16 protein-coding genes and 3 rRNA genes are annotated in these 22,670 nt (G+C 66.5%); 2 read left to right on the top strand and 17 right to left on the bottom strand.

The features are described 5' to 3' along the window. Window positions 1-73: 73 nt before the first annotated feature. The 3 genes from rrf to P0Y48_02320 all read right to left on the bottom strand — a co-directional run bounded on the left by rrf (window position 74) and on the right by P0Y48_02320 (window position 5,313). Window positions 74-190 (bottom strand): 5S ribosomal RNA (gene rrf / locus P0Y48_02330). Between the two features lie 112 nt (window positions 191-302). Next, window positions 303-3,409, bottom strand: a 23S ribosomal RNA gene (locus tag P0Y48_02325). Between the two features lie 380 nt (window positions 3,410-3,789). Next, window positions 3,790-5,313: ribosomal RNA gene (locus tag P0Y48_02320) — 16S ribosomal RNA — on the bottom strand. Together the 16S, 23S and 5S rRNA genes form the textbook arrangement of a ribosomal RNA operon. Before the next feature lie 590 nt (window positions 5,314-5,903). Between P0Y48_02320 and P0Y48_02315 the strand changes: the two genes are divergently transcribed. After that, a complete protein-coding gene (locus tag P0Y48_02315; GenBank protein WEK14069.1) occupies window positions 5,904-7,226 on the top strand; it encodes a CoA transferase in 1,323 nt (440 codons plus the stop codon). Continuing rightward, the gene (locus P0Y48_02310) at window positions 7,216-7,629 is read left to right on the top strand and encodes a HEAT repeat domain-containing protein (protein ID WEK14068.1); all 414 of its coding nucleotides are present in this window, start codon (window positions 7,216-7,218) and stop codon (window positions 7,627-7,629) included. Before P0Y48_02315 ends, P0Y48_02310 begins: the two co-directional genes overlap by 11 nt. Here the strand turns inward: P0Y48_02310 and P0Y48_02305 are convergent. The 14 genes from P0Y48_02305 to P0Y48_02240 all read right to left on the bottom strand — a co-directional run bounded on the left by P0Y48_02305 (window position 7,590) and on the right by P0Y48_02240 (window position 22,657). Continuing rightward, window positions 7,590-8,426 (bottom strand): DUF4184 family protein, encoded by an 837-nt coding sequence (locus tag P0Y48_02305; protein ID WEK14067.1) that lies wholly within the window; start codon window positions 8,424-8,426, stop codon window positions 7,590-7,592. The two genes, P0Y48_02310 and P0Y48_02305, sit on opposite strands and share 40 nt — an antisense overlap. Before the next feature lie 2 nt (window positions 8,427-8,428). Then, window positions 8,429-9,748: a tyrosine--tRNA ligase gene (gene tyrS / locus P0Y48_02300; protein ID WEK14066.1), complete on the bottom strand. Its 1,320-nt coding sequence runs from the start codon at window positions 9,746-9,748 to the stop codon at window positions 8,429-8,431. 42 nt (window positions 9,749-9,790) lie between these two features. Next, the gene (locus tag P0Y48_02295) at window positions 9,791-10,486 is read right to left on the bottom strand and encodes a hypothetical protein (GenBank protein ID WEK14065.1); all 696 of its coding nucleotides are present in this window, start codon (window positions 10,484-10,486) and stop codon (window positions 9,791-9,793) included. Beyond that, complete coding sequence (locus P0Y48_02290; protein ID WEK14064.1) at window positions 10,483-11,130, bottom strand: SatD family protein; 648 nt, start codon at window positions 11,128-11,130, stop codon at window positions 10,483-10,485. The genes P0Y48_02295 and P0Y48_02290 overlap by 4 nt, the downstream gene beginning before the upstream one ends. A 65-nt stretch (window positions 11,131-11,195) precedes the next feature. Next, window positions 11,196-12,626, bottom strand: a complete 1,431-nt coding sequence (gene argH / locus P0Y48_02285) for an argininosuccinate lyase (protein ID WEK14063.1) — start codon at window positions 12,624-12,626, stop codon at window positions 11,196-11,198. 40 nt (window positions 12,627-12,666) lie between these two features. Continuing rightward, entirely contained in the window at window positions 12,667-13,728 is a 1,062-nt protein-coding gene (locus P0Y48_02280; protein WEK14062.1) for a heparan-alpha-glucosaminide N-acetyltransferase domain-containing protein, read from the bottom strand. Window positions 13,729-13,738: 10 nt separating this feature from the next. Then, entirely contained in the window at window positions 13,739-14,662 is a 924-nt protein-coding gene (gene argF, locus P0Y48_02275; protein WEK14061.1) for an ornithine carbamoyltransferase, read from the bottom strand. After that, entirely contained in the window at window positions 14,659-15,921 is a 1,263-nt protein-coding gene (locus tag P0Y48_02270) for an acetylornithine transaminase (GenBank protein WEK14060.1), read from the bottom strand. Before P0Y48_02270 ends, argF begins: the two co-directional genes overlap by 4 nt. Then, entirely contained in the window at window positions 15,918-16,817 is a 900-nt protein-coding gene (gene argB, locus P0Y48_02265) for an acetylglutamate kinase (protein ID WEK14059.1), read from the bottom strand. The genes P0Y48_02270 and argB overlap by 4 nt, the downstream gene beginning before the upstream one ends. After that, window positions 16,814-17,971 (bottom strand): bifunctional glutamate N-acetyltransferase/amino-acid acetyltransferase ArgJ, encoded by a 1,158-nt coding sequence (argJ, locus tag P0Y48_02260; GenBank protein ID WEK14058.1) that lies wholly within the window; start codon window positions 17,969-17,971, stop codon window positions 16,814-16,816. The genes argB and argJ overlap by 4 nt, the downstream gene beginning before the upstream one ends. Beyond that, entirely contained in the window at window positions 17,968-19,023 is a 1,056-nt protein-coding gene (gene argC / locus P0Y48_02255; GenBank protein WEK14057.1) for an N-acetyl-gamma-glutamyl-phosphate reductase, read from the bottom strand. Before argC ends, argJ begins: the two co-directional genes overlap by 4 nt. A gap of 241 nt (window positions 19,024-19,264) precedes the next feature. Beyond that, window positions 19,265-20,254 carry an NAD-dependent epimerase/dehydratase family protein gene (locus P0Y48_02250; GenBank protein WEK14056.1) on the bottom strand — a complete coding sequence of 330 codons (990 nt, stop codon included), beginning with the start codon at window positions 20,252-20,254 and terminating at the stop codon, window positions 19,265-19,267. A 58-nt stretch (window positions 20,255-20,312) separates the two neighbouring features. Further along, window positions 20,313-21,902 carry a hypothetical protein gene (locus P0Y48_02245; GenBank protein WEK14055.1) on the bottom strand — a complete coding sequence of 530 codons (1,590 nt, stop codon included), beginning with the start codon at window positions 21,900-21,902 and terminating at the stop codon, window positions 20,313-20,315. Next, window positions 21,884-22,657, bottom strand: coding sequence for an ABC transporter ATP-binding protein (locus tag P0Y48_02240; protein WEK14054.1), 774 nt, complete (start codon window positions 22,655-22,657; stop codon window positions 21,884-21,886). Before P0Y48_02240 ends, P0Y48_02245 begins: the two co-directional genes overlap by 19 nt. Window positions 22,658-22,670 lie beyond the last annotated feature (13 nt).

Genomic DNA, 22,670 nt, shown 5'->3' with positions numbered 1-22,670 from the left:
CATCGCAGCAGTCCTCTCATGCGCGTTAACGAGAAATGGCCACCCAACTTTGGGTGGCCATTTCACGAAAGAAGTCCGGCGGTGTCCTACTCTCCCACAGGGTCCCCCCTGCAGTACCATCGGCGCTGTGAGGCTTAGCTTCCGGGTTCGGAATGTAACCGGGCGTTTCCCTCACGCTATGGCCGCCGAAACACTATTGATGTTTCAGTCTGCACAACGTTGATCACGAAGATCATTTCGTTATGCGGTTCTCGACCGTACATCGAGAACCACTCAGTGGACGCAAGCACCTAAAACGGTGTGTTATCAAGTCATCGGCTTATTAGTACCGGTCAGCTTCACGTGTTACCACGCTTCCACATCCGGCCTATCAACCCAGTAGTCTGGCTGGGAGCCTCTCGCCCGAAGGCATGGAAATCTCATCTTGAGGCCGGCTTCCCGCTTAGATGCTTTCAGCGGTTATCCATCCCGAACGTAGCTAACCAGCGGTGCTCTTGGCAGAACAACTGGCACACCAGAGGTTCGTCCAACCCGGTCCTCTCGTACTAGGGTCAGATCCTCTCAAATTTCCTACGCGCGCAGCGGATAGGGACCGAACTGTCTCACGACGTTCTAAACCCAGCTCGCGTACCGCTTTAATGGGCGAACAGCCCAACCCTTGGGACCTACTCCAGCCCCAGGATGCGACGAGCCGACATCGAGGTGCCAAACCATGCCGTCGATATGGACTCTTGGGCAAGATCAGCCTGTTATCCCCGAGGTACCTTTTATCCGTTGAGCGACAGCGCTTCCACAAGCCACTGCCGGATCACTAGTCCCGACTTTCGTCCCTGCTCGACCTGTCAGTCTCACAGTCAAGCTCCCTTGTGCACTTACACTCGCCACCTGATTGCCAACCAGGTTGAGGGAACCTTTGGGCGCCTCCGTTACTTTTTGGGAGGCAACCGCCCCAGTTAAACTACCCACCAGGCACTGTCCCTGAACCGGATTACGGTTCGAAGTTAGATATCCAGAGTGACCAGAGTGGTATTTCAACAATGACTCCACAAGAACTGGCGTCCCTGCTTCAAAGTCTCCCACCTATCCTACACAAGCCACACCGAACACCAATACCAAGCTGTAGTAAAGGTCACGGGGTCTTTCCGTCCTGCTGCGCGTAACGAGCATCTTTACTCGTAATGCAATTTCGCCGAGTTCGCGGTTGAGACAGTTGGGAAGTCGTTACGCCATTCGTGCAGGTCGGAACTTACCCGACAAGGAATTTCGCTACCTTAGGATGGTTATAGTTACCACCGCCGTTTACTGGGGCTTAAATTCTCAGCTTCGCCTTGCGGCTAACCGGTCCTCTTAACCTTCCAGCACCGGGCAGGCGTCAGTCCGTATACATCGTCTTGCGACTTGGCACGGACCTGTGTTTTTAGTAAACAGTCGCTACCCACTAGTCTCTGCGGCCTCCAAACGCTTTCGGAGCAAGTCCTAATACGTCGAAGGCCCCCCTTCTCCCGAAGTTACGGGGGCATTTTGCCGAGTTCCTTAACCACGATTCTCTCGATCTCCTTGGTATTCTCTACCTGACCACCTGAGTCGGTTTGGGGTACGGGCGGCTAGAACCTCGCGTCGATGCTTTTCTTGGCAGCATAGGATCACCCACTTTTTATCCGCATCGTGTCTCAGCCTATGTGAGAGACGGATTTGCCTATCTCTCGGCCTACGCACTTGCACCAGGACAACCATCGCCTGGCTTGGGCTACCTTCCTGCGTCACACCTGTTAATACGCTAACCGCACCAGCATGGGGTCGTGCGCTAGCTCCAACGTTCTCACCCCGAAGGGATCGATACAGAGGAATTCGGGCACTTAGCACCACTGGATTAGATTGGGGCGGTTCTTCGCCGGTACGGGAATATCAACCCGTTGTCCATCGACTACGCCTGTCGGCCTCGCCTTAGGTCCCGACTTACCCAGGGAAGATTAGCTTGACCCTGGAACCCTTGGTCTTTCGGAGGACGTGTTTCTCACACGTCTTTCGCTACTCATGCCTGCATTCTCACTCGTGTGGCCTCCACGGCTGGTTTACACCGCCGCTTCGCTGGCCACACGACGCTCTCCTACCCATCAACACGGCTGGACCACGAAGGCCTACCAATAATGTCAATGCCACAACTTCGGTGGCGTGCTTGAGCCCCGTTACATTGTCGGCGCGGAATCACTTGACCAGTGAGCTATTACGCACTCTTTCAAGGGTGGCTGCTTCTAAGCCAACCTCCTGGTTGTCAAGGCAACTCCACATCCTTTCCCACTTAGCACGCGCTTTGGGACCTTAGTTGGTGGTCTGGGTTGTTTCCCTCTCGACTATGAAGCTTATCCCCCACAGTCTCACTGCTGCGCTCTCACTTACCGGCATTCGGAGTTTGGCTGACGTCAGTAACCTTGTAGGGCCCATCGGCCATCCAGTAGCTCTACCTCCGGCAAGAAACACGCAACGCTGCACCTAAATGCATTTCGGAGAGAACCAGCTATCACGAAGTTTGATTGGCCTTTCACCCCTATCCACAGCTCATCCCCTCAGTTTTCAACCTAAGTGGGTTCGGCCCTCCACGACGTCTTACCGTCGCTTCAGCCTGGCCATGGATAGATCACTTCGCTTCGGGTCTAGGACACGCGACTGAATCGCCCTATTCAGACTCGCTTTCGCTACGGCTACCCCTCTCGGGTTAACCTCGCCACGTATCGCTAACTCGCAGGCTCATTCTTCAAAAGGCACGCTGTCACAGCTGCTAGGGCTGCTCCAACGGTTTGTAAGCAAACGGTTTCAGGTACTATTTCACTCCCCTCCCGGGGTACTTTTCACCTTTCCCTCACGGTACTTGTCCGCTATCGGTCATCTGGGAGTATTTAGGCTTATCAGGTGGTCCTGACAGATTCACACGGGATTTCTCGGGCCCCGTGCTACTTGGGATACTCTTCGCGCCAAGGGAGGCATTTCGACTACGGGGTTGGCACCCTCTATGACCTGGCTTTCAATCCAGTTCGTCTATACCTTCTTGTAACGCCGGCTGCTCGGCAGAGCAGCCTGAAAAGTCCCACAACCCCGAATACGCAACTCCTGCCGGATATCACACGTACTCGGTTTAGCCTGTTCCGGTTTCGCTCGCCACTACTAACGGAATCGCGGTTGCTTTCTCTTCCTGTGGGTACTGAGATGTTTCACTTCCCCACGTTCCCTCTACCCGCCCTATATATTCAGGCGGGAGTCACTGGGTCGGCACGCCGCCCAGCGGGGTTTCCCCATTCGGAAATCCTCGGATCAAAGTGTGCTTATCCACTCCCCGAGGCTTATCGCAGATTGCTACGTCCTTCTTCGGCTCCAGATGCCAAGGCATCCACCGTTTGCTCTTAAAGACTTGAAATCACATGAGTTTGAATCGTCAATTGAAATTGACTAATGATCTTTAAGATCATCTTCACGAGATGATGAATCATCTCGAAGATGCTCGCGTCCACTGTGTAGTTCTCAAAGTACGGGCGGTACCTTCCCCGCTTGCCGATTCGGCAGCCAGAAAAGGTCCTGAGGTTGGCTGGCTCCGAAGAGCTCATCCGGTCCCTCAGGACCCAACAGCGTGCATGTGCCGGCTGGCTTGCCCCGAACGTTTCCAGCTGCAAGCAGCGTACTGAGTTCGGAGGTCGCCCTCCGGCACCTTGTCAAATGTTCCACCCATGAGCTAACCGGCAGGACGCATTCGGTCCTGATCCGGCGCCTGGACACCCGAGGGTGCCAGATGCTCCTTAGAAAGGAGGTGATCCAGCCGCACCTTCCGGTACGGCTACCTTGTTACGACTTAGTCCTAATTACCGATCCCACCTTCGACGGCTCCCTCCACAAGGGTTGGGCCACCGGCTTCAGGTGTTACCGACTTTCATGACTTGACGGGCGGTGTGTACAAGACCCGGGAACGTATTCACCGCAGCGTTGCTGATCTGCGATTACTAGCGACTCCGACTTCATGAGGTCGAGTTGCAGACCTCAATCCGAACTGGGACCGGCTTTTTGGGATTCGCTCCACCTTACGGTATTGCAGCCCTTTGTACCGGCCATTGTAGCATGCGTGAAGCCCAAGACATAAGGGGCATGATGATTTGACGTCATCCCCACCTTCCTCCGAGTTGACCCCGGCAGTATCCCATGAGTTCCCACCATTACGTGCTGGCAACATAGAACGAGGGTTGCGCTCGTTGCGGGACTTAACCCAACATCTCACGACACGAGCTGACGACAACCATGCACCACCTGTTTACGAGTGTCCAAAGAGTTGACCATTTCTGGCCCGTTCTCGTATATGTCAAGCCTTGGTAAGGTTCTTCGCGTTGCATCGAATTAATCCGCATGCTCCGCCGCTTGTGCGGGTCCCCGTCAATTCCTTTGAGTTTTAGCCTTGCGGCCGTACTCCCCAGGCGGGGAACTTAATGCGTTAGCTGCGTCACGGAAACCGTGGAATGGTCCCCACAACTAGTTCCCAACGTTTACGGGGTGGACTACCAGGGTATCTAAGCCTGTTTGCTCCCCACCCTTTCGCTCCTCAGCGTCAGTTACGGCCCAGAGATCTGCCTTCGCCATCGGTGTTCCTCCTGATATCTGCGCATTCCACCGCTACACCAGGAATTCCAATCTCCCCTACCGCACTCTAGTCTGCCCGTACCCACTGCAGGCCCGAGGTTGAGCCTCGGGTTTTCACAGCAGACGCGACAGACCGCCTACGAGCTCTTTACGCCCAATAATTCCGGATAACGCTTGCGCCCTACGTATTACCGCGGCTGCTGGCACGTAGTTAGCCGGCGCTTTTTCTGCAGGTACCGTCACTTTCGCTTCTTCCCTGCTAAAAGAGGTTTACAACCCGAAGGCCGTCGTCCCTCACGCGGCGTTGCTGCATCAGGCTTTCGCCCATTGTGCAATATTCCCCACTGCTGCCTCCCGTAGGAGTCTGGGCCGTGTCTCAGTCCCAGTGTGGCCGGTCACCCTCTCAGGCCGGCTACCCGTCGACGCCTTGGTGAGCCGTTACCTCACCAACTAGCTGATAGGCCGCGAGCTCATCCCTGACCGAAGTTCTTTCCAGCTGCTGAAGATGCCTTCGCAGCTCGTATCCGGTATTAGACGCCGTTTCCAGCGCTTATCCCAGAGTCAGGGGCAGATTGCTCACGTGTTACTCACCCGTTCGCCACTGATCCAGCGGAGCAAGCTCCGCTTTCACCGTTCGACTTGCATGTGTTAAGCACGCCGCCAGCGTTCATCCTGAGCCAGGATCAAACTCTCCGTAAAGAAATGTTGCTGCGATCAGTCGGAAATTGACTGAAGCAGCGAGTTTGATCTGACCAAAGGGATGTCATTGCTGACTATCCGTTGCCGACACCGAAGTGCCGGACTTTGATCCAAAGGAATCTCATTCAGCCGAAGCTGAATCGAGGTTTTTTGGCATTTGACAAGTGCACGCTGTTGAGTTCTCAAGGATCGGATGCTCCTGCTGTTCGGCCTCTCAGCCTCCCCCGCAGGGCAACTTCTCTATCTTATCCGTCCCGTTCCGTCTGTCAAATCGACGCGCCGGGATCTTCAGATCCACGGAGACAGTCAACGACCGCGGTCCACGGGGTGGAAACTCCATCCTAGACCCGAAGGTCATGTTTCCTCTACGAGGAGTTTGGGTTGGAGGTGGTTCTCCGCTTGAGGGGGCGAGGCCTTCCGGCCTTCTCGCTCTTCCCTGTGGGGCGAACAAGTAATAAGTTACGTGGGTTCTGGCACTTGGGCAAATCGGGCTCGCATCCCGGGCGTGTCGCGCGCGAGAACCCCGTAATTCCGCGGATTCTCGAGGATCCGGCTTCCGTGCCCCGCGCGCCGCGGCGTAACGTCGGGCCATGAGCGACGGCAATCCCCTGCGTGCAGCACGCGCTCCCGTCCTGGGACTCGCCGTCGCGGCCGTGTCCGCAGCGAATGCGGCGGCGGCGCGCCTCGCAGGCCGTCCCGCTTCCGACGTAGACCCCGATCGTGTCGCCGTGGCCTACTCGAGCGAACGCTGGTTCCGTCTGGACGCCCGACAACCCCGAGCCTTCGCTCCGGAATCGGCCTTCTTCCCGACGCGCGACGGATGGGTGCGCACGCATGCCACCTACCCGCATCACGCGCGGGCACTTCTGGCCGCCCTCCGACTCCCCTCCTCGTCGACCGCCACAGAGGTCGCCTCGGCACTCGCTGCGGGGACGACGCAGACGGCTGTCGCCTCCGTCGCGGCGAGCGGCGGGCTTTGCGTCGCCGTGCTCCCGGTGTCCGAGACCGAGGACGCGCGCCTTCGCAAGGAACCGCTCGTGCACCTCGACCGCATCGGCCGGTCTCCCCGACGGGCGGCACTCGTCGGCGACGCCAGCGCGCCTCTGCGCGGCATCCGCGTGCTCGACCTCACGCGCGTGCTCGCGGGGCCCGTCGCCACGCGCACCCTCGCCCTGCTGGGCGCGGATGTCCTCCGCATCGACAGTCCGCGACTCCCGGAGATCGCCTGGCAGCACCTCGACACGGGCCACGGCAAGCGTTCGACGTTGCTCGACCTCGCCACGGCGCCCGACCGTTCGGTCTTCGACAGCCTGCTCGAGACCGCAGACGTCATCGTGCTGGGGTACCGCCCCGGCACCCTGGAGAGGTTCGGACTCTCGCCCAGCGCTCTCGCCGAGCGGCGCCCCGGCATCGTCATCGCGCGGGTGAGCGCCTGGGGCGAGACAGGTGGGCGCGGCTTCGACAGCCTCGTGCAAGCAGCGAGCGGAATCGCGCTGCACGAGTCAGCGAACGGTCACACCCCTACGGCGCTGCCGGCCCAGGCCCTCGACCACAGCGCCGGCTATCACCTCGCCGCCGCGATCCTCACCGCGATCGACAGGCAGACCGAGGAGGGAGGCTCGTGGCTGGCGACCACGAGTCTTCGGCGAATGGCAGCCCAACTGCTCGACGGGCACCGAGGCGAGCGCGGCGGCGAACACCGCGGCGAACACCGCGACGAACCGGATCTCCCGGTCGCCGAACACAGACCTTTCGACGCGGCGAGCCACCTTCAGCACTTCACGGTGGGCGAGCACGCGCTCACGACCACGGCACCGGCGATCTCCTACCTCGACGGCCCCGCCGCCTTCGCGCCTCCCCGCCCCTGGGCGGACGACTCCCCCGCATGGAAGGACACCCGCGATGCTCCCTGATTCGCGTCTGCGTCCACGCGAACGCGCCCTCGCCGCGTGCGAACTGTTCGGCCACCAGCGTGTGGTGACGTGGTGCGGCGAGCTGCTATCCGGTCGTGCGCGCGAGGACGATCCCCACTGGCCGGACATCGCTTGGCTGGGAGGCACCGTCGGGTGGCCCGAGTACTGGGCGCGGGTGTGGGGAGCGCGCGGGCTGCTCCACCTCGGACCGCCGGCGGATCCCGCCATCGTGCTCGCCGCGCTAGACGACCCGGCATGGCGGGTGAGAGAGATGGCCCTCAAGGTCATAGCCGCCCACGACCTCGAGGATCCGCTCGGGCACGTCGACTCGTGCACCGACGACCCGGTGGCGAGAGTGCGAGCTCAAGCGTGGCGCGTGCTGGGCATGCCGCCCTCGCTCTGACGACGTCGCATCACCAGAAGCGCGACGCACAGGGCGAGCGATCCGGCTCCCCACACGGCGCACGCCGGGGGAAGCACGCGGTAGCTCAAGTGGGCTGCCGTGAAGGTGCCCTCGATCGGCCCGAGGACCGCCAATCCGATGAGCCACGCGGTGACCAGGATCACCGGCAACGACAGCCACCAGACTGCGCGGACGACGGGCGGCAGCATCCGGACGGGCTCCGAAACCGGACGACGGCGCAACCACACGGCCGTGAACACGGTGAGCACCGCGAGACCGAGCGCCGTCGATCCGTACTGAAGCCACTTGAAGCCCAGCAGCGGACCCCACTGCTCTTGGAGCGCCGGAAGGACCTGAAGACCCCACCGACCCTCGTGCGTGAAGGCGTCCCAGACGATGTGCGAGACGACGCCGATGAGCAGCGAGAGGGCGACGAGTACCGGAAAGACCGCGCCCGTGCGCCAGACGTGAGCGCGCGAGCCACGTCGGGGGGCGCGAACGTGCCGCCAGGCGGCGGCGCCCGTGGCATCCCACTCCGGGGGAAGACGCCGGGCGAGCCACGCCGGCGAAAGCTCCCGCACCGCCGGCCGCAGGATGCCGTACCAGAGCGCCAGAAGCACGAGCGCCAGCAGCATCGTGAGGAGGACGTTGGTGTGGGTGAGCTGGTACGTGAGCGGCGTGAAACGGACGAAGAGCGGCAGATCCGGAGTCATCGCGCCGACGGCGATCCCCGCGGGAAGCAGCGGCGTGCGGACGAACGGCAACGCGACGATCGCGTGCGACGGCGTGAAGGGCACGATCAGACGACGAAGAGACCGGCGAGCGTCTTCTTGCCGCGCCGCAGCACGGAGACTCCCCCGGGAAGCGCCCCCGACACGACCGCACCCTCGTCGTCGACCTTGATGCCGTCGAGCGTGACGCCGCCCTGTGCGATCGCGCGCCGCGCTTCGCTCAGGCTCGCGACGAGACCCGTGTCGAGGAGCGTCTGCACGACGAGCGATCCCCGCGCCACCTCTGCGTGCGGAAGCTCACGCAGCGCGCTCCGCAAGGTCTCGGCGTCGAGTGCCGCGAGGTCACCCTGTCCGAACAGAGCCTCGGATGCCGCGATGACCGCCAGCGTCGCGTCGACGCCGTGGACGATTGTGCAGGCTTCCAGCGCCAGCCGCTTCTGGGCGGCACGACGGAAGGGCTCCGTCTCCACGAGATGTGCGTACTCGCCGATCTGCGCGCTCGTGAGGAAGGTGAACACCTTCAGCCGCTCGATCACGTCCGCGTCGGCGGTCGAGAGCCAGAACTGGTAGAACGCGTACGGGCTCGTCAGCTCGGCATCGATCCAGATGGCGTTGCCCTCGCTCTTGCCGAACTTGGTGCCGTCGCTGTTGGTGATGAGCGGCGTGCCGATGGCGTGCACCGACACCCCCTCCACCCGATGGATCAGATCGGTGCCGCTCGTGAGGTTTCCCCACTGGTCGGACCCGCCCGTCTGCAGCACGCAGTCGTACTGCCGGTAGAGCTCGAGGAAGTCCAGACCCTGCAGGATCTGGTAGCTGAACTCGGTGTAGCTGATGCCCGCGTCGGAGTTCAGTCGCGCCGCGACGGCATCCTTCTTGAGCATCGTGCCGACGCGGTAGTGCTTGCCGATCTCCCGCAGGAAGTCGATCGCGCTGAGCGGCGCGGTCCAGTCGAGATTGTTGACCATGCGCGCAGCGTTCTCGCCGTCGAAACTGAGGTACCGCTCGACCTGCGCACGCAGACTGGCCACCCAGGCGGCGACCGTCTCGCGGGAGTTGAGCGTGCGCTCCGCGGTCGGGCGCGGATCGCCGATGAGGCCGGTAGACCCGCCGACGAGACCGAGCGGCTTATGCCCCGCCAACTGAAGGCGACGCAGCGTCAGCAGCTGCACGAGGTGACCGAGGTGCAGCGAGGATGCCGTCGGGTCGAACCCGCAGTAGTAGGTGATCGGCTCGCCGCCCAGAAGCGCACGCAGCGCCTCCTGATCGGTGGACACGTGCACCAGGCCACGCCAGACGATCTCGTCCCACACGTTGTCGAACGCAGGATCGTTCGCGGGCGCCAGCGCACTGATCTCGGGAAGCGCGCTCACGTCGGAATCAGACACGCGCTCCAGGCTATCAGCGGCGGAACAGCCGTCCGGGCGGTGTCAGCCCTGGCCGCCCCACCACAAGAGGAACGCCGCCCCGAGCGCCGTCGCCCAACTGACGAGACTGCCGATGAGGAAGTACTCCGCACGCGTGCCGTTCTCCGTGTCGCGAGAGATCTCCGGAAAGCGGACGATCCCCTTGGCGGCCAGGACGGCCGCCAAGAGAGTGAATGCGCCCGTGAGGGTGAGCGAGAAGACGAGGATGCGTTCGAGTGGTCCGATGAGGCGCCCGCCTTTCAGCGCCGCAGGCTCTTCGTCGGAGAGCGCGCCGTCTCGGAGGGCGGCGCGCACGACCACGTTGCCGGACTCGGCCAGGAAGGCCAGGGCTCCGACGACGAGGACGGCGGCGTCGAAACTGAGGGCACCCAGCGGAGTATCGGTCGGCCACGCGTCAGACAAGGGCCCCTGCTCCGCCCGCACCCCCAGCGCAGCGACGGCGAGGACGCACAGCGCCGCGATCAGGACCACCGGCCACAGACCCGCCCTTCCGCCCGTGCGGCGAGGAGTGCCGAGCATCCACAGGACCGTGGCGCCGACCGCGACGAACATCCACGCGACGGCGTCGGCACCGGCAGACAGCACCAGCAGCACGATGGCGGCGCCGGCCAGCGCGAACGGCCGTCCTCGCGACGGGGTGTACTTCCGGATGAGGTCTCCGCTCCCGACTGCGAGCAGGATAAGTCCCGCACCGATCATGCGTCCTCCTCGAGCGCCGCGAGACCCGCCAGCAGTGCGGGCACTCCGGCCGACGACAGCGTCTGCGAAACCGCGGGTTGGGTGATGCCTTCGTCAAGCGCGAGTTCGCGCTGCGTGCGCCCGAGGGCACGACCGTAGGCCAGCCGCCGCGCGCGCTCGCTCATGCCGCCGACGAGCTCGTCGCGCACGCGGAGATACGCGTTTGCCAAGGGGACACGTGCAGACATAGCGGCATCCTCCTCCTGGGCTCCGACGACGCACGTGCGCGCCCGCGGCATGCCGCGATCCTGGAGCCGGTGCGCCTCATCGACGGCGGCGCGGGCGGCCCACCACCCGGGACCGTCGACGATGGCATCCGTGGCCGAGCCGACCGCGTCGACGGTGCCGATGCCGACGCCGAAACGCAGTTCGATTCCCTCCGGCAGTGCGAGCTGGATGAGCAGGAGCGACCGGAGCGCGTCGCTCACACAGCCGTACTCCCCCTGGAACTCGTCGCCCACCGTGGCCGCCAGAGGTCGACGTGCGATCGGGTGGTCACGCTCCGTGCGGGCGACTGCGTCTTCGATGGCGCGCTGGGCGGCCGTGCGGTCAGGCAGCGTGCGCGATCCGACGATGTCGGCGATGACTACAACGGCAGAGGTCATGCAATAAGACTATCACTTATTTCTCGGATCGATAAGCCTATTGCTTATTACTTGCCCGCATAAGCTCATATGCCCAGCGCGCGAGCAGCCTCCTGAGCTCGGGCTACGAGCTCGGCACGCTGTTCGGCGACGCGAACCGGTGCCGTGCCGCCTGCACCCGTGCGGCTGGCCACCGATCCCTCGATGGAGAGCACGTCTCGCACCGCGGGGGTCAGGTGGGCGGACACGGATGCCAGGAGAGCGTCATCGGCGTCCTCCAGTCCCATCCCCTTCTCCTCGCACGCGCGCACGAGAGAGCCGGAGACCTCGTGCGCGTCGCGGAAGGGAACTCCCTGCTTCACGAGCCACTCGGCGACATCGGTGGCGAGCGAGAATCCCTCCGGTGCAAGCGCCGCCATGCGCGCCGTGTCGAAGCGCAACGTCGCGATCATCCCGGCGAAGGCGGGAAGGACGACCTCGAGGGTCGTCACGGAATCGAACACCGGCTCCTTGTCCTCCTGAAGGTCGCGGTTGTACGCCAGCGGCAAAGCCTTCAGCGTCGCGAGCAGCCCGGACAGATTGCCGATCAAGCGACCAGCCTTCCCGCGCGCCAGTTCGGCGATGTCCGGGTTCTTCTTCTGCGGCATGATGCTCGACCCCGTCGAGTAGCCGTCGTCGAGCGAGACGAAACCGAACTCACGCGTGTTCCAGATGATGACGTCCTCCGCGAACCGCGACAGGTCGACACCGATCATGGCCGCGATGAACGCGAACTCCGCCACGACATCGCGGGCCGCGGTGCCGTCGAGCGAATTCTCCGCCGGCCGGGCCAGGCCCAGCGCGTCGGCGACCCGCTGCGGATCGAGCCCCAGCGTCGCACCGGCGAGCGCTCCCCCGCCGTAGGGAGAGACCGCCGCGCGCGCCGACCAGTCGCGCAAACGCTCGAGGTCCCGCACCAGCGGCCATGCATGGGCCTGAAGGTGATGCGCGAGGAGGATGGGCTGCGCGTGCTGCAAGTGCGTGCGCCCCGGCATGATCGCCGCCGCGTGCGCCTCTGCCTGGGCCACCACCGCGTCCACCAGCCGCAGCAGGTCGCGGGCGATCACCCGCGCGTGATCGAGGAGATACAGGCGGACCAGCGTCGCGATCTGGTCGTTGCGGCTGCGGCCGGCGCGCAGCTTCCCGCCCAGCTCCGGGCCGACCTCCGCGATGAGCGCCGCCTCCAGCGCACCATGGACATCTTCGTCGCCCGGCAACGCGACGAGCGAGCCGTCGTGCACGGAGCGCTCGAGGACATCCAGGCCCGCGTGCATGCGCGCCTCCTCGTCGGCCGTGAGATACCCCGCGGCAGCGAGCGCGGCGGCGTGGGCGTGGGACCCGGCCAGATCGTACGGTGCGAGCACCCAGTCGAAGTGGGTGGACCTGCTCAGTGCCTGGAGCTCGGGAGAAGGTCCGGTGGCGAATCGGGCGCCCCAGAGCGCCCCCTCGTTCGTGCCATGCGCTGCAGTTTCGCTCACCAGCCCAGCCTAGCCGGGCCGTCGAGGGCACCCTTCGACGTCAGGGACGGACGACCACCGCGGCGGCCCACGCGGTGACGCGCTCGAGCGGGCCGCGCCCCCACAGGAGCGCCCACGCCGTGCAGAGGGCGAGCGTGGTCCACACAAACGGACCGAGCGGATCGAGGGCGCGGAATCCGCCGAGGTCGCCGGTGTCGCCGAGCACGAGGGACGCGACGATCGCCCAGGCCACGAGTTGTCCGACGTAGGCCGTCAACGGCATCGAGCCGACAGCGCGAATCGGAAAGGCGACCCAGCGCACGAATGTGCGGCACACGAGGAGCGATGCCCCGAGGACGGCGACCGCGAAACCGCCCGAGCCGATGACCTCCGGGATGCCGACGGAGTGCGGCGCAGCGCTCCACACCGCGGCCGCCCATCCCTCGCGCGCAACGCCCGCCGCCGAACCCCACGCCGCCGCGCCGTACCCGACGGCAGCGGCCCCGATCCCGCCGACGAGGAGCACGAGCTGCGTGCGCAGTGCGGTCAGTCGGCTGCGCCCCACGGCCATCCCCGCGGCGACGAAGGAGATCCAGACGGTGAACGGGTAGTGCCAGCCCAGGACCAGTTCCACGTCGGGGCCGGCGAGCGCGACGACCTCGTCGATGCCGGGTTGAAGGAGCGGCATGATCAGGGCGGTGGCGCCGGCCAAGGCCCAGAGAGCGAGCGGACGCCACTGTAGGAGCGGAACAGCCAGGAGGAACAACAGCGCATACGCCGGCAGGATGACGAACACCGGCACCCCCGTGAGGATGAGAGCCGCACCGAGCACCCAGAGCACAAGTGCCCGGACGGCGAGCCTCCCCCGCACGATCCTCAGCCGGTCTCCATCGACCGCGGACCTGCCACCGCTGAGAAGCGCGATCGACACCCCTGCCAGGAGCGCGAACAGGATGGACGATCGGCCGTCGACGATTCCGCTCCACGTACCGGGGTCACCCCACCGCAGTTCCTCGGTCGTCGCCAGATGGGCGGTGAGCATCCCGAGAACGGCGAGCCCGCGCGCGAGGTCGACGCCCGCCAACCGGCCGTCGGCGTCCAGCAGGGTTCTCGCCCGCGTCACGGCGACCGGGTCACTGCTGTCGGAGCAGCCACACCAGGAGAGCCTTCTGCGCGTGCAGGCGGTTCTCGGCCTCGTCCCACACGACGCTCTGCGGTCCGTCGATGACCTCCGCGTCCACCTCGTAGCCGCGGTCGGCAGGGAGGCAGTGGATGAAGATCGCGTCGTCGTGTGCCAGCGACATCGTCTCCTGCGTCACCTTGTACGCGCCGAGGTCGCGGAGCCGCGCGATCTTCTCCTCCTCCTTACCCATCGACACCCAGGTGTCGGTGACGACGACGTCGGCGCCGCCAGCCGCTTCCAGCGGGTCCGTGTAGAGGGTCACCGAGCCGCCGGTCTGCGCGGCGATCGCGTCGGCATCCGCCACGACGTCCTCCCGGGGGGCGTAGTCCTCAGGGGACGCCACTCGCACATGCATCCCGGCCGTGACGCCGGCCAGCACGTACGAGTGCGCCATATTGGACTTGCCGTCGCCGAAGAAGGTCAACGTGAGTCCCGCCAGATCTCCCTTGTGCTCACGGATCGTGAGAAGGTCGGCCAGCAGCTGGCAGGGGTGGAAGTCGTCGCTGAGAGCGTTCACCACCGGGACGCGCGTGTCACGGGCCATCTCCTCGAGACCGGCCTGCGCATAGGTGCGCCACACGATCGCGGCCACCTGCCGCTCGAGCACCCGTGCGGTGTCCGACGGCGTCTCCTTGCCTCCGAGCTGACTGTTGGCGGTCGAGATGATGAGCGGCGATCCGCCGAGGTCGGCGATCCCCACGGCGAACGACACGCGCGTCCGGGTGGAGGACTTGTCGAAGATGACCGCGACCGTCTGCGGTCCCTCGAGGGGCTTGAGCTTCCAGCGATCCTTCTTGAGCGCGAGTGCGAGGTCGAGGATCTCCGCCTGCTCGGCGGGGCTCAGATCGTCGTCACGAAGCAGATGGCGGGTCATGCGGGATCCTCCGGGGTCGTGGGGGTGTCTTCCAAGAGCAGCGAGTCCGCGACGGTGTGAAGAGCGCGCGCGAACAGGTCGAGGAACTCGTCGACCTCGACATCGCCGATGTTCAGCGCCGGGGCCAGACGCACCGTCTCGTCGTTGGCGGCGTTCACGATCAGTCCGTGCTGCTGCGCGGCGGCGACGACGGCGCCGGCGACGGGATGCCGCAGGCTCACCCCGATCAGAAGGCCCTGCCCGCGAGTGGACTCGACGAGCGGGGAACCGAGATGCTCGATCGCGTAGCGGAGCTGAGTGCCGCGCTCGGTCGCGTTGGTCAGGAGATCGGCGCGCTCGATCTCGCGCAGCACAGCCGTGGCGACCGCGGTGCCCAGCGGGTTGCCGCCGAAGGTCGACCCGTGGGTGCCCGGGTAGAACAGGTCACCGGCCTCGCCGAAGGTGATGAGCGCACCGATTGGGAAGCCGCCCCCGATCCCCTTCGCGACGGTGATCGCGTCGGGCACGATCCCGCTGTGCTGGAAGGCGAACCAGGCGCCCGTGCGCCCGGCGCCGGTCTGGATCTCGTCGATGATGAGCAGTGCACCATGCGCACGGGTCAATTCGCGCGCGGCGACGAGGAACCCCTCGGGCAGTTCGACGACACCCGCCTCACCCTTGATGGGTTCGACGAACAATGCGGCGACGCGGTCGTCTATCGCCGCCTCCAGCGCCTCCACCGTGGCGTCGATGAACTCGACGCCCGGGATCATCGGAAGGAAGGGCTCCTGCATGGAGGGCTTCCCGGTGATGGCGAGGGTGCCCATCGTGCGCCCGTGGAAGGCGTTTTTCAGAGCCAGGATGCGAGGGCGGGCGGTGCCGCCGTTGCGATCAGCAGCGCCGTGGAGGCGAGCGAGCTTGAACGCCGCCTCGTTGGCCTCGGCGCCCGAGTTGCCGAAGTACACGCGACCGGCGTCGCCCGCACCTGCGAGCTCCTTGAGCAGCGCGGCGAGCTCCAACTGAGTCGGGGTCGCGAAAAAGTTCGACACCTGCGCGAGGGTCGCGGCCTGCCGCGAGATCGCGTCGACGAAGACGGGGTGCGCGTGACCCAGCGACGTCACGGCGATCCCGCCGAGGAAGTCGAGATAGCGTCGCCCGTCCTGGTCCCACAGGTACGCACCCTCGCCCCGCGTGAACATCGCCAAGCGGTCGGAGGCGTTGCGTACGAGGTCGCGCGAGGCATCCTCCTGCCAGCGTGCCTGCGTCGTCGTGTCGGTCACTTCGCCACCACCTCTGTTCCGATTCCCTGCTCCGTGAAGATCTCCACCAGCACCGAGTGCGGCTGCCTGCCGTCGATGATCGCCGCCGTCTCGACGCCGCCGTCGACCGCGTCGAGGCACGCCTGCATCTTCGGGATCATGCCCGATTCCAGACGGGGCATCATCGTCCGCAGCTCTGCGGCGGTGAGGTGGGAGACGAGGGAGTCGCGGTCGGGCCAGTCGGCGTAAAGGCCCGCGACGTCGGTGAGCACGACCAGCTTGGTCGCTCCGAGGGCGACGGCGAGCGCCGCCGCGGCGGCATCCGCGTTGACGTTCAGGGAGTGTCCCGGGTTGTCGTGATCGGGCGCGATGGACGACACGACCGGGATACGACCCGCGTTGAGCTGATCGATGACCGGCTGCGGGTCAACGCCGACGACATCACCGACGTAACCCAGATCGTGTTCGACGCCGTCGAGCAGGACGCCCCGGCGGCGACCGCGGAAGAGACCGGCATCCTCACCCGAGATACCGGTCGCCAACGGCCCGAAAGCATTGATACGAGCGACGAGCTGGGGATTGATCTGACCGGTGAGGACCATCCGCACGACGCCGATCGCCTCGGTCGAGGTCACGCGGTACCCACCCTTGAACTCGCTCGGGATCGACAGCCGGTCGAGCATCCGGGAGATTTGCGGTCCACCACCGTGCACGACGACGGGCTTTACCCCGACAAAGCGGAGATAGGCGATGTCCTGCGCGAACGCGTCCTGGAGCTCCTCCGAGATCATCGCGTTGCCGCCGTACTTGATGACGATGATCTGATCGCGGAAGCGCTGCAGCCACGGCAGCGACTCGATGAGGACGGCTGCCTTCTCCGCGGCCTCCTCCGGAGTGGTGTGCTGGAGATCGGTCATGAGGAGTAGGCGCTGTTCTCGTGGACGTAGTCGTGCGTGAGGTCGTTGGTCAGGATCGTCGCTTCGGCCGGGCCGACCTTGAGGTCGATGAGGATGTCGGTCGCGCGCGGGGTGAGATCGACGTCGTCCCGCGGGCGGTCGGGAGCTCCGGCGCTGCACACCCGGACGCCGTTGAACCAGACATCGACGTCGTAGGGGTCGAACGCCGCGTCGGTCGTGCCGATCGCGGCGAGCACGCGGCCCCAGTTGGGGTCGTTGCCGAAGATGGCCGCCTTGAAGAGGTTGTTCCTCGCGACGGAGCGTCCGACCACGACGGCGTCGGCGTCGGTCGCGGCGTGCGCGACGCGGATGGCGATGTCGTGGCTGGCACCCTCGGCGTCACCCTGCAACTGGGTGGCGAGGTCCTGGCACACCTGCACGAGCGCGGACTCGAAGGCATCCGCGGCGGGACGGATGCCGCTGGCACCGCTCGCCAGCAGGGTCACCTGGTCGTTCGTCGACATGCAGCCGTCCGAGTCGAGGCGATCGAAGGTCACCGCCGTCGCGCGGCGGAGAGCCGCATCCAGGTCTGCGGAGTCGACCACTGCGTCGGTCGTCACGACGACGAGCATCGTGGCCAGTCCGGGCGCGAGCATTCCCGCGCCCTTGGCCATGCCTCCGATCGTCCAGCCGTCGCGCGTGACCACGGAGCGCTTCGGGCGGGAGTCGGTGGTCATGATGGCGAGCGACGCGTCGTCTCCCCCGTCCTCGGACAAGGCTTCGATGGCGGCGGTCGTTCCGGCGAGGACCTTGGCGCGGAAGACCTCGTCGCCGGTGCCGATGAGCCCTGTCGAGCACACCAGGACATCTCCCGGGCTGACACCCAGGAGCGTCGCGGCGGTCTCGGCGGTCTGATGCGTCGTCTGGAAGCCGAAGGCACCCGTGAAGCAGTTCGCTCCCCCGGAATTCAGCACCACGGCCTCCGCGACGCCGTCGGCGATCGCCTGCTGCGACCACAGGATCGGATTGGCCTTTGCCCTGTTGCTGGTGAAGACGGCCGCGGCCGCTTTGCGGGGGCCGCGGTTGACGACGACGGCGACGTCCTTGGCTCCGGTGGACTTGAGGCCGACCGCGACGCCGGCGGCGACGAAGCCCTGTGCTGCGGTGACGCTCACGGGGCGACTCCGTTCACGGTCAGGCCCGTGGCCTCGGGGAGACCGAGGGCGATGTTCATGGACTGCACGGCGGCTCCGGCCGTGCCCTTGACGAGATTGTCGACGGCGGCCACGACGATCACGCGGTCCGCGGACCGGTCGATGGCGAGCCCCAGGAGTGCGGTGTTGGCTCCGAGCACGTCTGCGGTGCGGGGGAACTGCCCCTCGGGAAGCAGCTGTACGAACAACTCGTCCGCGTACGCCGACTCCCATGCCTGCCGGATCTCGGCGTCGGACACGCCGGGTGCGATCCGTGCGGAGCTGGTAGCGAGGATGCCGCGGGCCATCGGGACGATGACCGGTGTGAACGACAGCCGCACGTCGGCTTCGTCGATCCCCGACCCCGCGGCAACCAGCGCCTGCCGGATCTCCGGAATGTGACGATGCGTGCCGCCGACGGCGTAGGGGTTGGCCGAACCGAGGATCTCGGATGCCAGCAAGTGGGTCTTCGCGCTCTTGCCTGCGCCGGACGGGCCGACGGCCAGGACGCTCACGATGTCGCCGGGCTCGATCACCCCCGCCGCGACGCCCGGCGCGAGGCTCAGGGCGACGGTGGAGGCGTTGCAGCCGGGCGCGGCGATCCGCGTGGCCCCCTCGATCCGCTCGCGCTGACGTCCGCCGGCGACCGGCAGCTCCGGGACGCCGTACGCCCACGGCTCATGGAAGGTGCCACCGTAGAACGCGTCCCATGCCGACGCGGAGGTCAGCCGGTGGTCGGCACCCGCATCGATCACGAGCGGCACGTCGCCGAGCGCGTCGGTGTACCGGCCGGACTGCCCGTGGGGAAGGGCGAGGAAGACGACATCGTGACCCGCGAGGACCTCGGGGGTCGTGTCCTGCAGCGTGAGGTGTGCCAGCGAGCGCAGGTGCGGCTGATGCTCGGCGAGGGGTTGCCCCGCGTTGGAGTGGGCCGTGACGGTGCGGATCTCGACGTCGGGGTGGGCGGCGAGCAGGCGAAGGATCTCGCCGCCGGCGTAGCCGGATGCGCCGGAGACGGCGACCGAATAGGTCATTGTTCAACCTTATTGTCTGGGGAACGGGCCCCTCGACGGGGCGCGGCTTGAGGGACGGGACTCGGAAGACCACGGCGACACCGGGAGCTCGACCCGCGGGTGCGGGGAGCGCGCAGCATCGCCTAGCGTCGGCGCCCGGCCCGGCGTCGGCGCACGTCGAGCACCGTCGAGACGGTGAACGGGGCGGCCGAGGACATGCGGCGACCATATCGCCGGTGCCGCCGGTGCGCCAAATCGACCGTCATCCGCGGTCGTCGGCGGCGAGCGCATCAAGGAGGGCGACCTCGTCCTCGCGGCTGAGGCCCGCGCGCCGTGGACGATCCAATCCGCGCGCCCGCTCGTCGGCGAGGACGCGCGCGATCGTCTCGGGGAGCGCCCGGGAGCGTCCGCCGGCCGCCCGGAAGGCGCGCCCGTCGCGGGAGGCGAATCCGGGCATGTCGTCCGGCAGCCACAGCGGCAACGAACGCGGTCCGGCCCAGTACGCGACGTCATGTGCCGCCAGTCGAGCGGCCGGCACGGGAACGACGGCGCCCGTGTGACCGGCCGCCTCCCTCGCCGCCGTCAGCACCTCGGCGAGGGGAGTCGACTCCCCCACGGCGTTGACGACGCCGCGCCAACCCCTCGCGGCGGCAGAAACGACGAAAGCGGCGAGATCGTCCACGTCGATGACCTGCGCCCACGATCCCTCCGGCTCGGGGATCACGACGGGTTCGGCGGCGGCCGCCGCGAACCGGGCCGGCCAGTAGCCGAAGCGGTCGGTCGGATCGCCCGGGCCGACGATCAGACCCGGTCGCGAAATCGCCAGGCGATCGCCCAGCACTCCGACCGCCTCCTCGGCCGCAGCCTTCGCACGGGCGTAGTCGTCCGCCGCCCCGTACCGCGCGGGTTCGACGATCGCGGCCGACTCGTCGGCTCCGGGCTCCGCAGCCGAAGCGTAGACGGACACGCTCGACACATAGCTCCAGTGCACGGCCCGAGACTCCAGCGCCGATACGGCATCCACGACGTGACGCGGATGGGAGGAGATGTCGACGACCTCGTCCCACTCCCGCCTGGCGACTTCCTCGTACGCGCCCGGGCCATCCCGATCTGCCGTCACGAGGTGCGCGCCTGCCGGGGCGGGTCGGCCGCCCCGAGCCAGGCAGGTCACCTGCGCTCCCCTGTCGAGCCACGCCTGCGCGATGCGCCCGCTCACCCATCCCGTGCCGCCGAGGATCAGGACATCCGTCATGCGCTCAGCCCATCACGCGACGACCGCAGACGCCAGCGCGTCCGCTATGGGCGGAGCGTCAGACGGGGAAGGCCTTGATGCGCGCCAGAAGTTCGGGCGCCGTGCGGTCGAACGTTCGGCCCCCGAGAAGGACGCCGACAACGATCGACGCGGCCCCGAGGACGAGGCCGACCCCCAGCGCGACCCATCCCAGGGCAGCGTCGTCGCTCGCCACCGCGACCACCGCGACAACGACCGCGGGAGAGGCCAGCACCAGGGTCGCCGCCCACACCACGAACACCAGCAGGCTGTTGAGGAAGGTCTGACCGGGAACGGAGCGGAACGGACTGTCGCCCGGCGACGGTACCGGCGTGACGATCAGCGCGGAGGAGACGGCTGTCACGCCGTAGCCGCACAGCAGAAGCCCGAGGGCTGCCCCCAGGAGCGCCGGAAGCCACGCGGTCGATCCCGCCAGCACGCTCGTGACGACGGCGAGTACGACCAGGAGCGGGATGCCGACGCAGGCCGCCCCGGCGAGTCGTCCCCGTCGGTCGTCGCGACCCCTGACGCCGGCGGCGAGGACGGAGGCGAACGCCGTCCCGTCGTACGACACGTCGGCGTACCCCGCGATCGAAAGGACGAGGGCGGCGAGCACGGCGGACCCCGCGAAGAGCCAGCGGTCGACACCGGCGACCAGGCCGAAGACGACGGGAAACAGCGGAACGACGAGCAACTGCCGGAGGTAGCGGGGATCGCGGAGCCAGCCGGAGAGCGATCGCGCCCACGTCGCACCCGTCGCGCCGGTCGGGAACCGACCGAACACGTGCAAGGCGCCGGAGCGGGCGGAGCGCACCTTCGCGCGCGCGGGCGACCCCGTCGTCGTGTCCACGGTTCGCCACCATGCGCCCGCGAGCACCGCGAGCCCTGCAACGGCGATCGCGAACTTGGCGACCGCCTCTCCCCCGGCGCCGGCAGCCACGGCGGCGGGCACCGACCACGCAGCGCCCAGCGGCGTCCAGCCGAGGACCGCGGCGGCATCCGCGAACTTCTCCGCCAGATCGCTCGTCGCCCGATCGAGCACCGACAGCAGCCCCGTCACGATCGGACCGGCGAGCACCAGCAGGATCAGCACGATCGTGCCCATGACCTCCCGGCCGCGCCGCGAGCCGCTCGACTGTGCCAGAGACGCCATCAGTTGCGTGGCCACGATGCACGTGGCGACCCCGACGACGACCGCCGGCAGCGCCGCCGCCACGGCAGCGGGCTGCGGCATCCACAGCAGCAGCGAGGAGAGCGCGGCGAGGGAGGTCATGATGCCGGGGATGCCGGTAAGACCGGTCGCGGCGAGCGCGGCCATCAGCTCTCCTCGGCGCAGTGGGAAGGGTGCCAGCCGGGCCGCATCGACGGTCGAATCGAGGCCAGCCAGCAGCAGCGGTCCGAGGAGCCAGCCGAGCAGTAGCGCTGATCCCCCGAGGACCATCACGGCGCCCTTCACCTCGACCGCCTGCGTCGCCGAAAGGAGCACGAACGCGGCGACCACCGCGACGAGCAGTCCGAGCGCCCAGAGGACGCCCAAGCAGAAGCCCACCAGCTGCCAGGGGCGCCGGGACAGGTTGTTCCCGAGTACCCGGTACCGCAGCTTCAGGACGGTCAGGACGGTCGCAGCCACTGCGGACCCTCCGAAGTGTGCCGGCCTCCCACGAGCGCGACGAAACGGTCCTGCAGCGACTCCCCCGCACGCACTTCGTCGACCGTTCCTGCCGCCCGCACCCGCCCGGCGGCGATGATCGCGACGTGGTCGCACATGCGCTGAACGAGGTCCATCGAGTGGCTCGACACGATCACCGTTCCTCCTGAACGGGTGTAGCCGCGCAGCACGTCTTCGATGTTGGCGGCCGACACAGGGTCGACGGACTCGAACGGCTCGTCCAGCACGAGCAGCCTGGGCGCGTGGACGAGCGCGCACGCCAGGGCGACCTTCTTCGTCATGCCGGCGGAGTAGTCCGCGACGATCATTCCCGCCGCCTCACCGAGGTCCATCAGGTCGAGCAGATCGGCGACGCGCGGAGCGATCTGCGGGCGCCGGATGCCGAACATCATCGCGGTGTAGGTGATGAGCTGCTCGCCCGTGAGCCGGTCGAACAGCCGAACACCGTCGGCGAGGTTCCCGATCATGCGCTTCGCGGCGATCGGGTCGGCCCAGACGTCCACGCCGTGCACGTACGCTCCGCCGGCGTCCGGCCGCAGCAATCCCGTCGCCATCGACAGGGTCGTGGTCTTTCCGGCGCCGTTGGGGCCGACGAGACCGAAGAAGGAGCCGGTCGGCACGGTGAGGTCGATCCCGTCCACGGCGACCTTCGGACCGAACTGCTTCCGAAGCCCGGTCAGGTGCAGGGCGGGAGGGCTCGACGTCGGATCGCTCACCGTCCCGAGCCTA

Source organism: Candidatus Microbacterium phytovorans, from assembly GCA_029202445.1.
Taxonomy (GTDB): Bacteria; Actinomycetota; Actinomycetes; order Actinomycetales; family Microbacteriaceae; genus Microbacterium; species Microbacterium phytovorans.
This window is presented reverse-complemented; position numbering and strand designations above follow the sequence as displayed.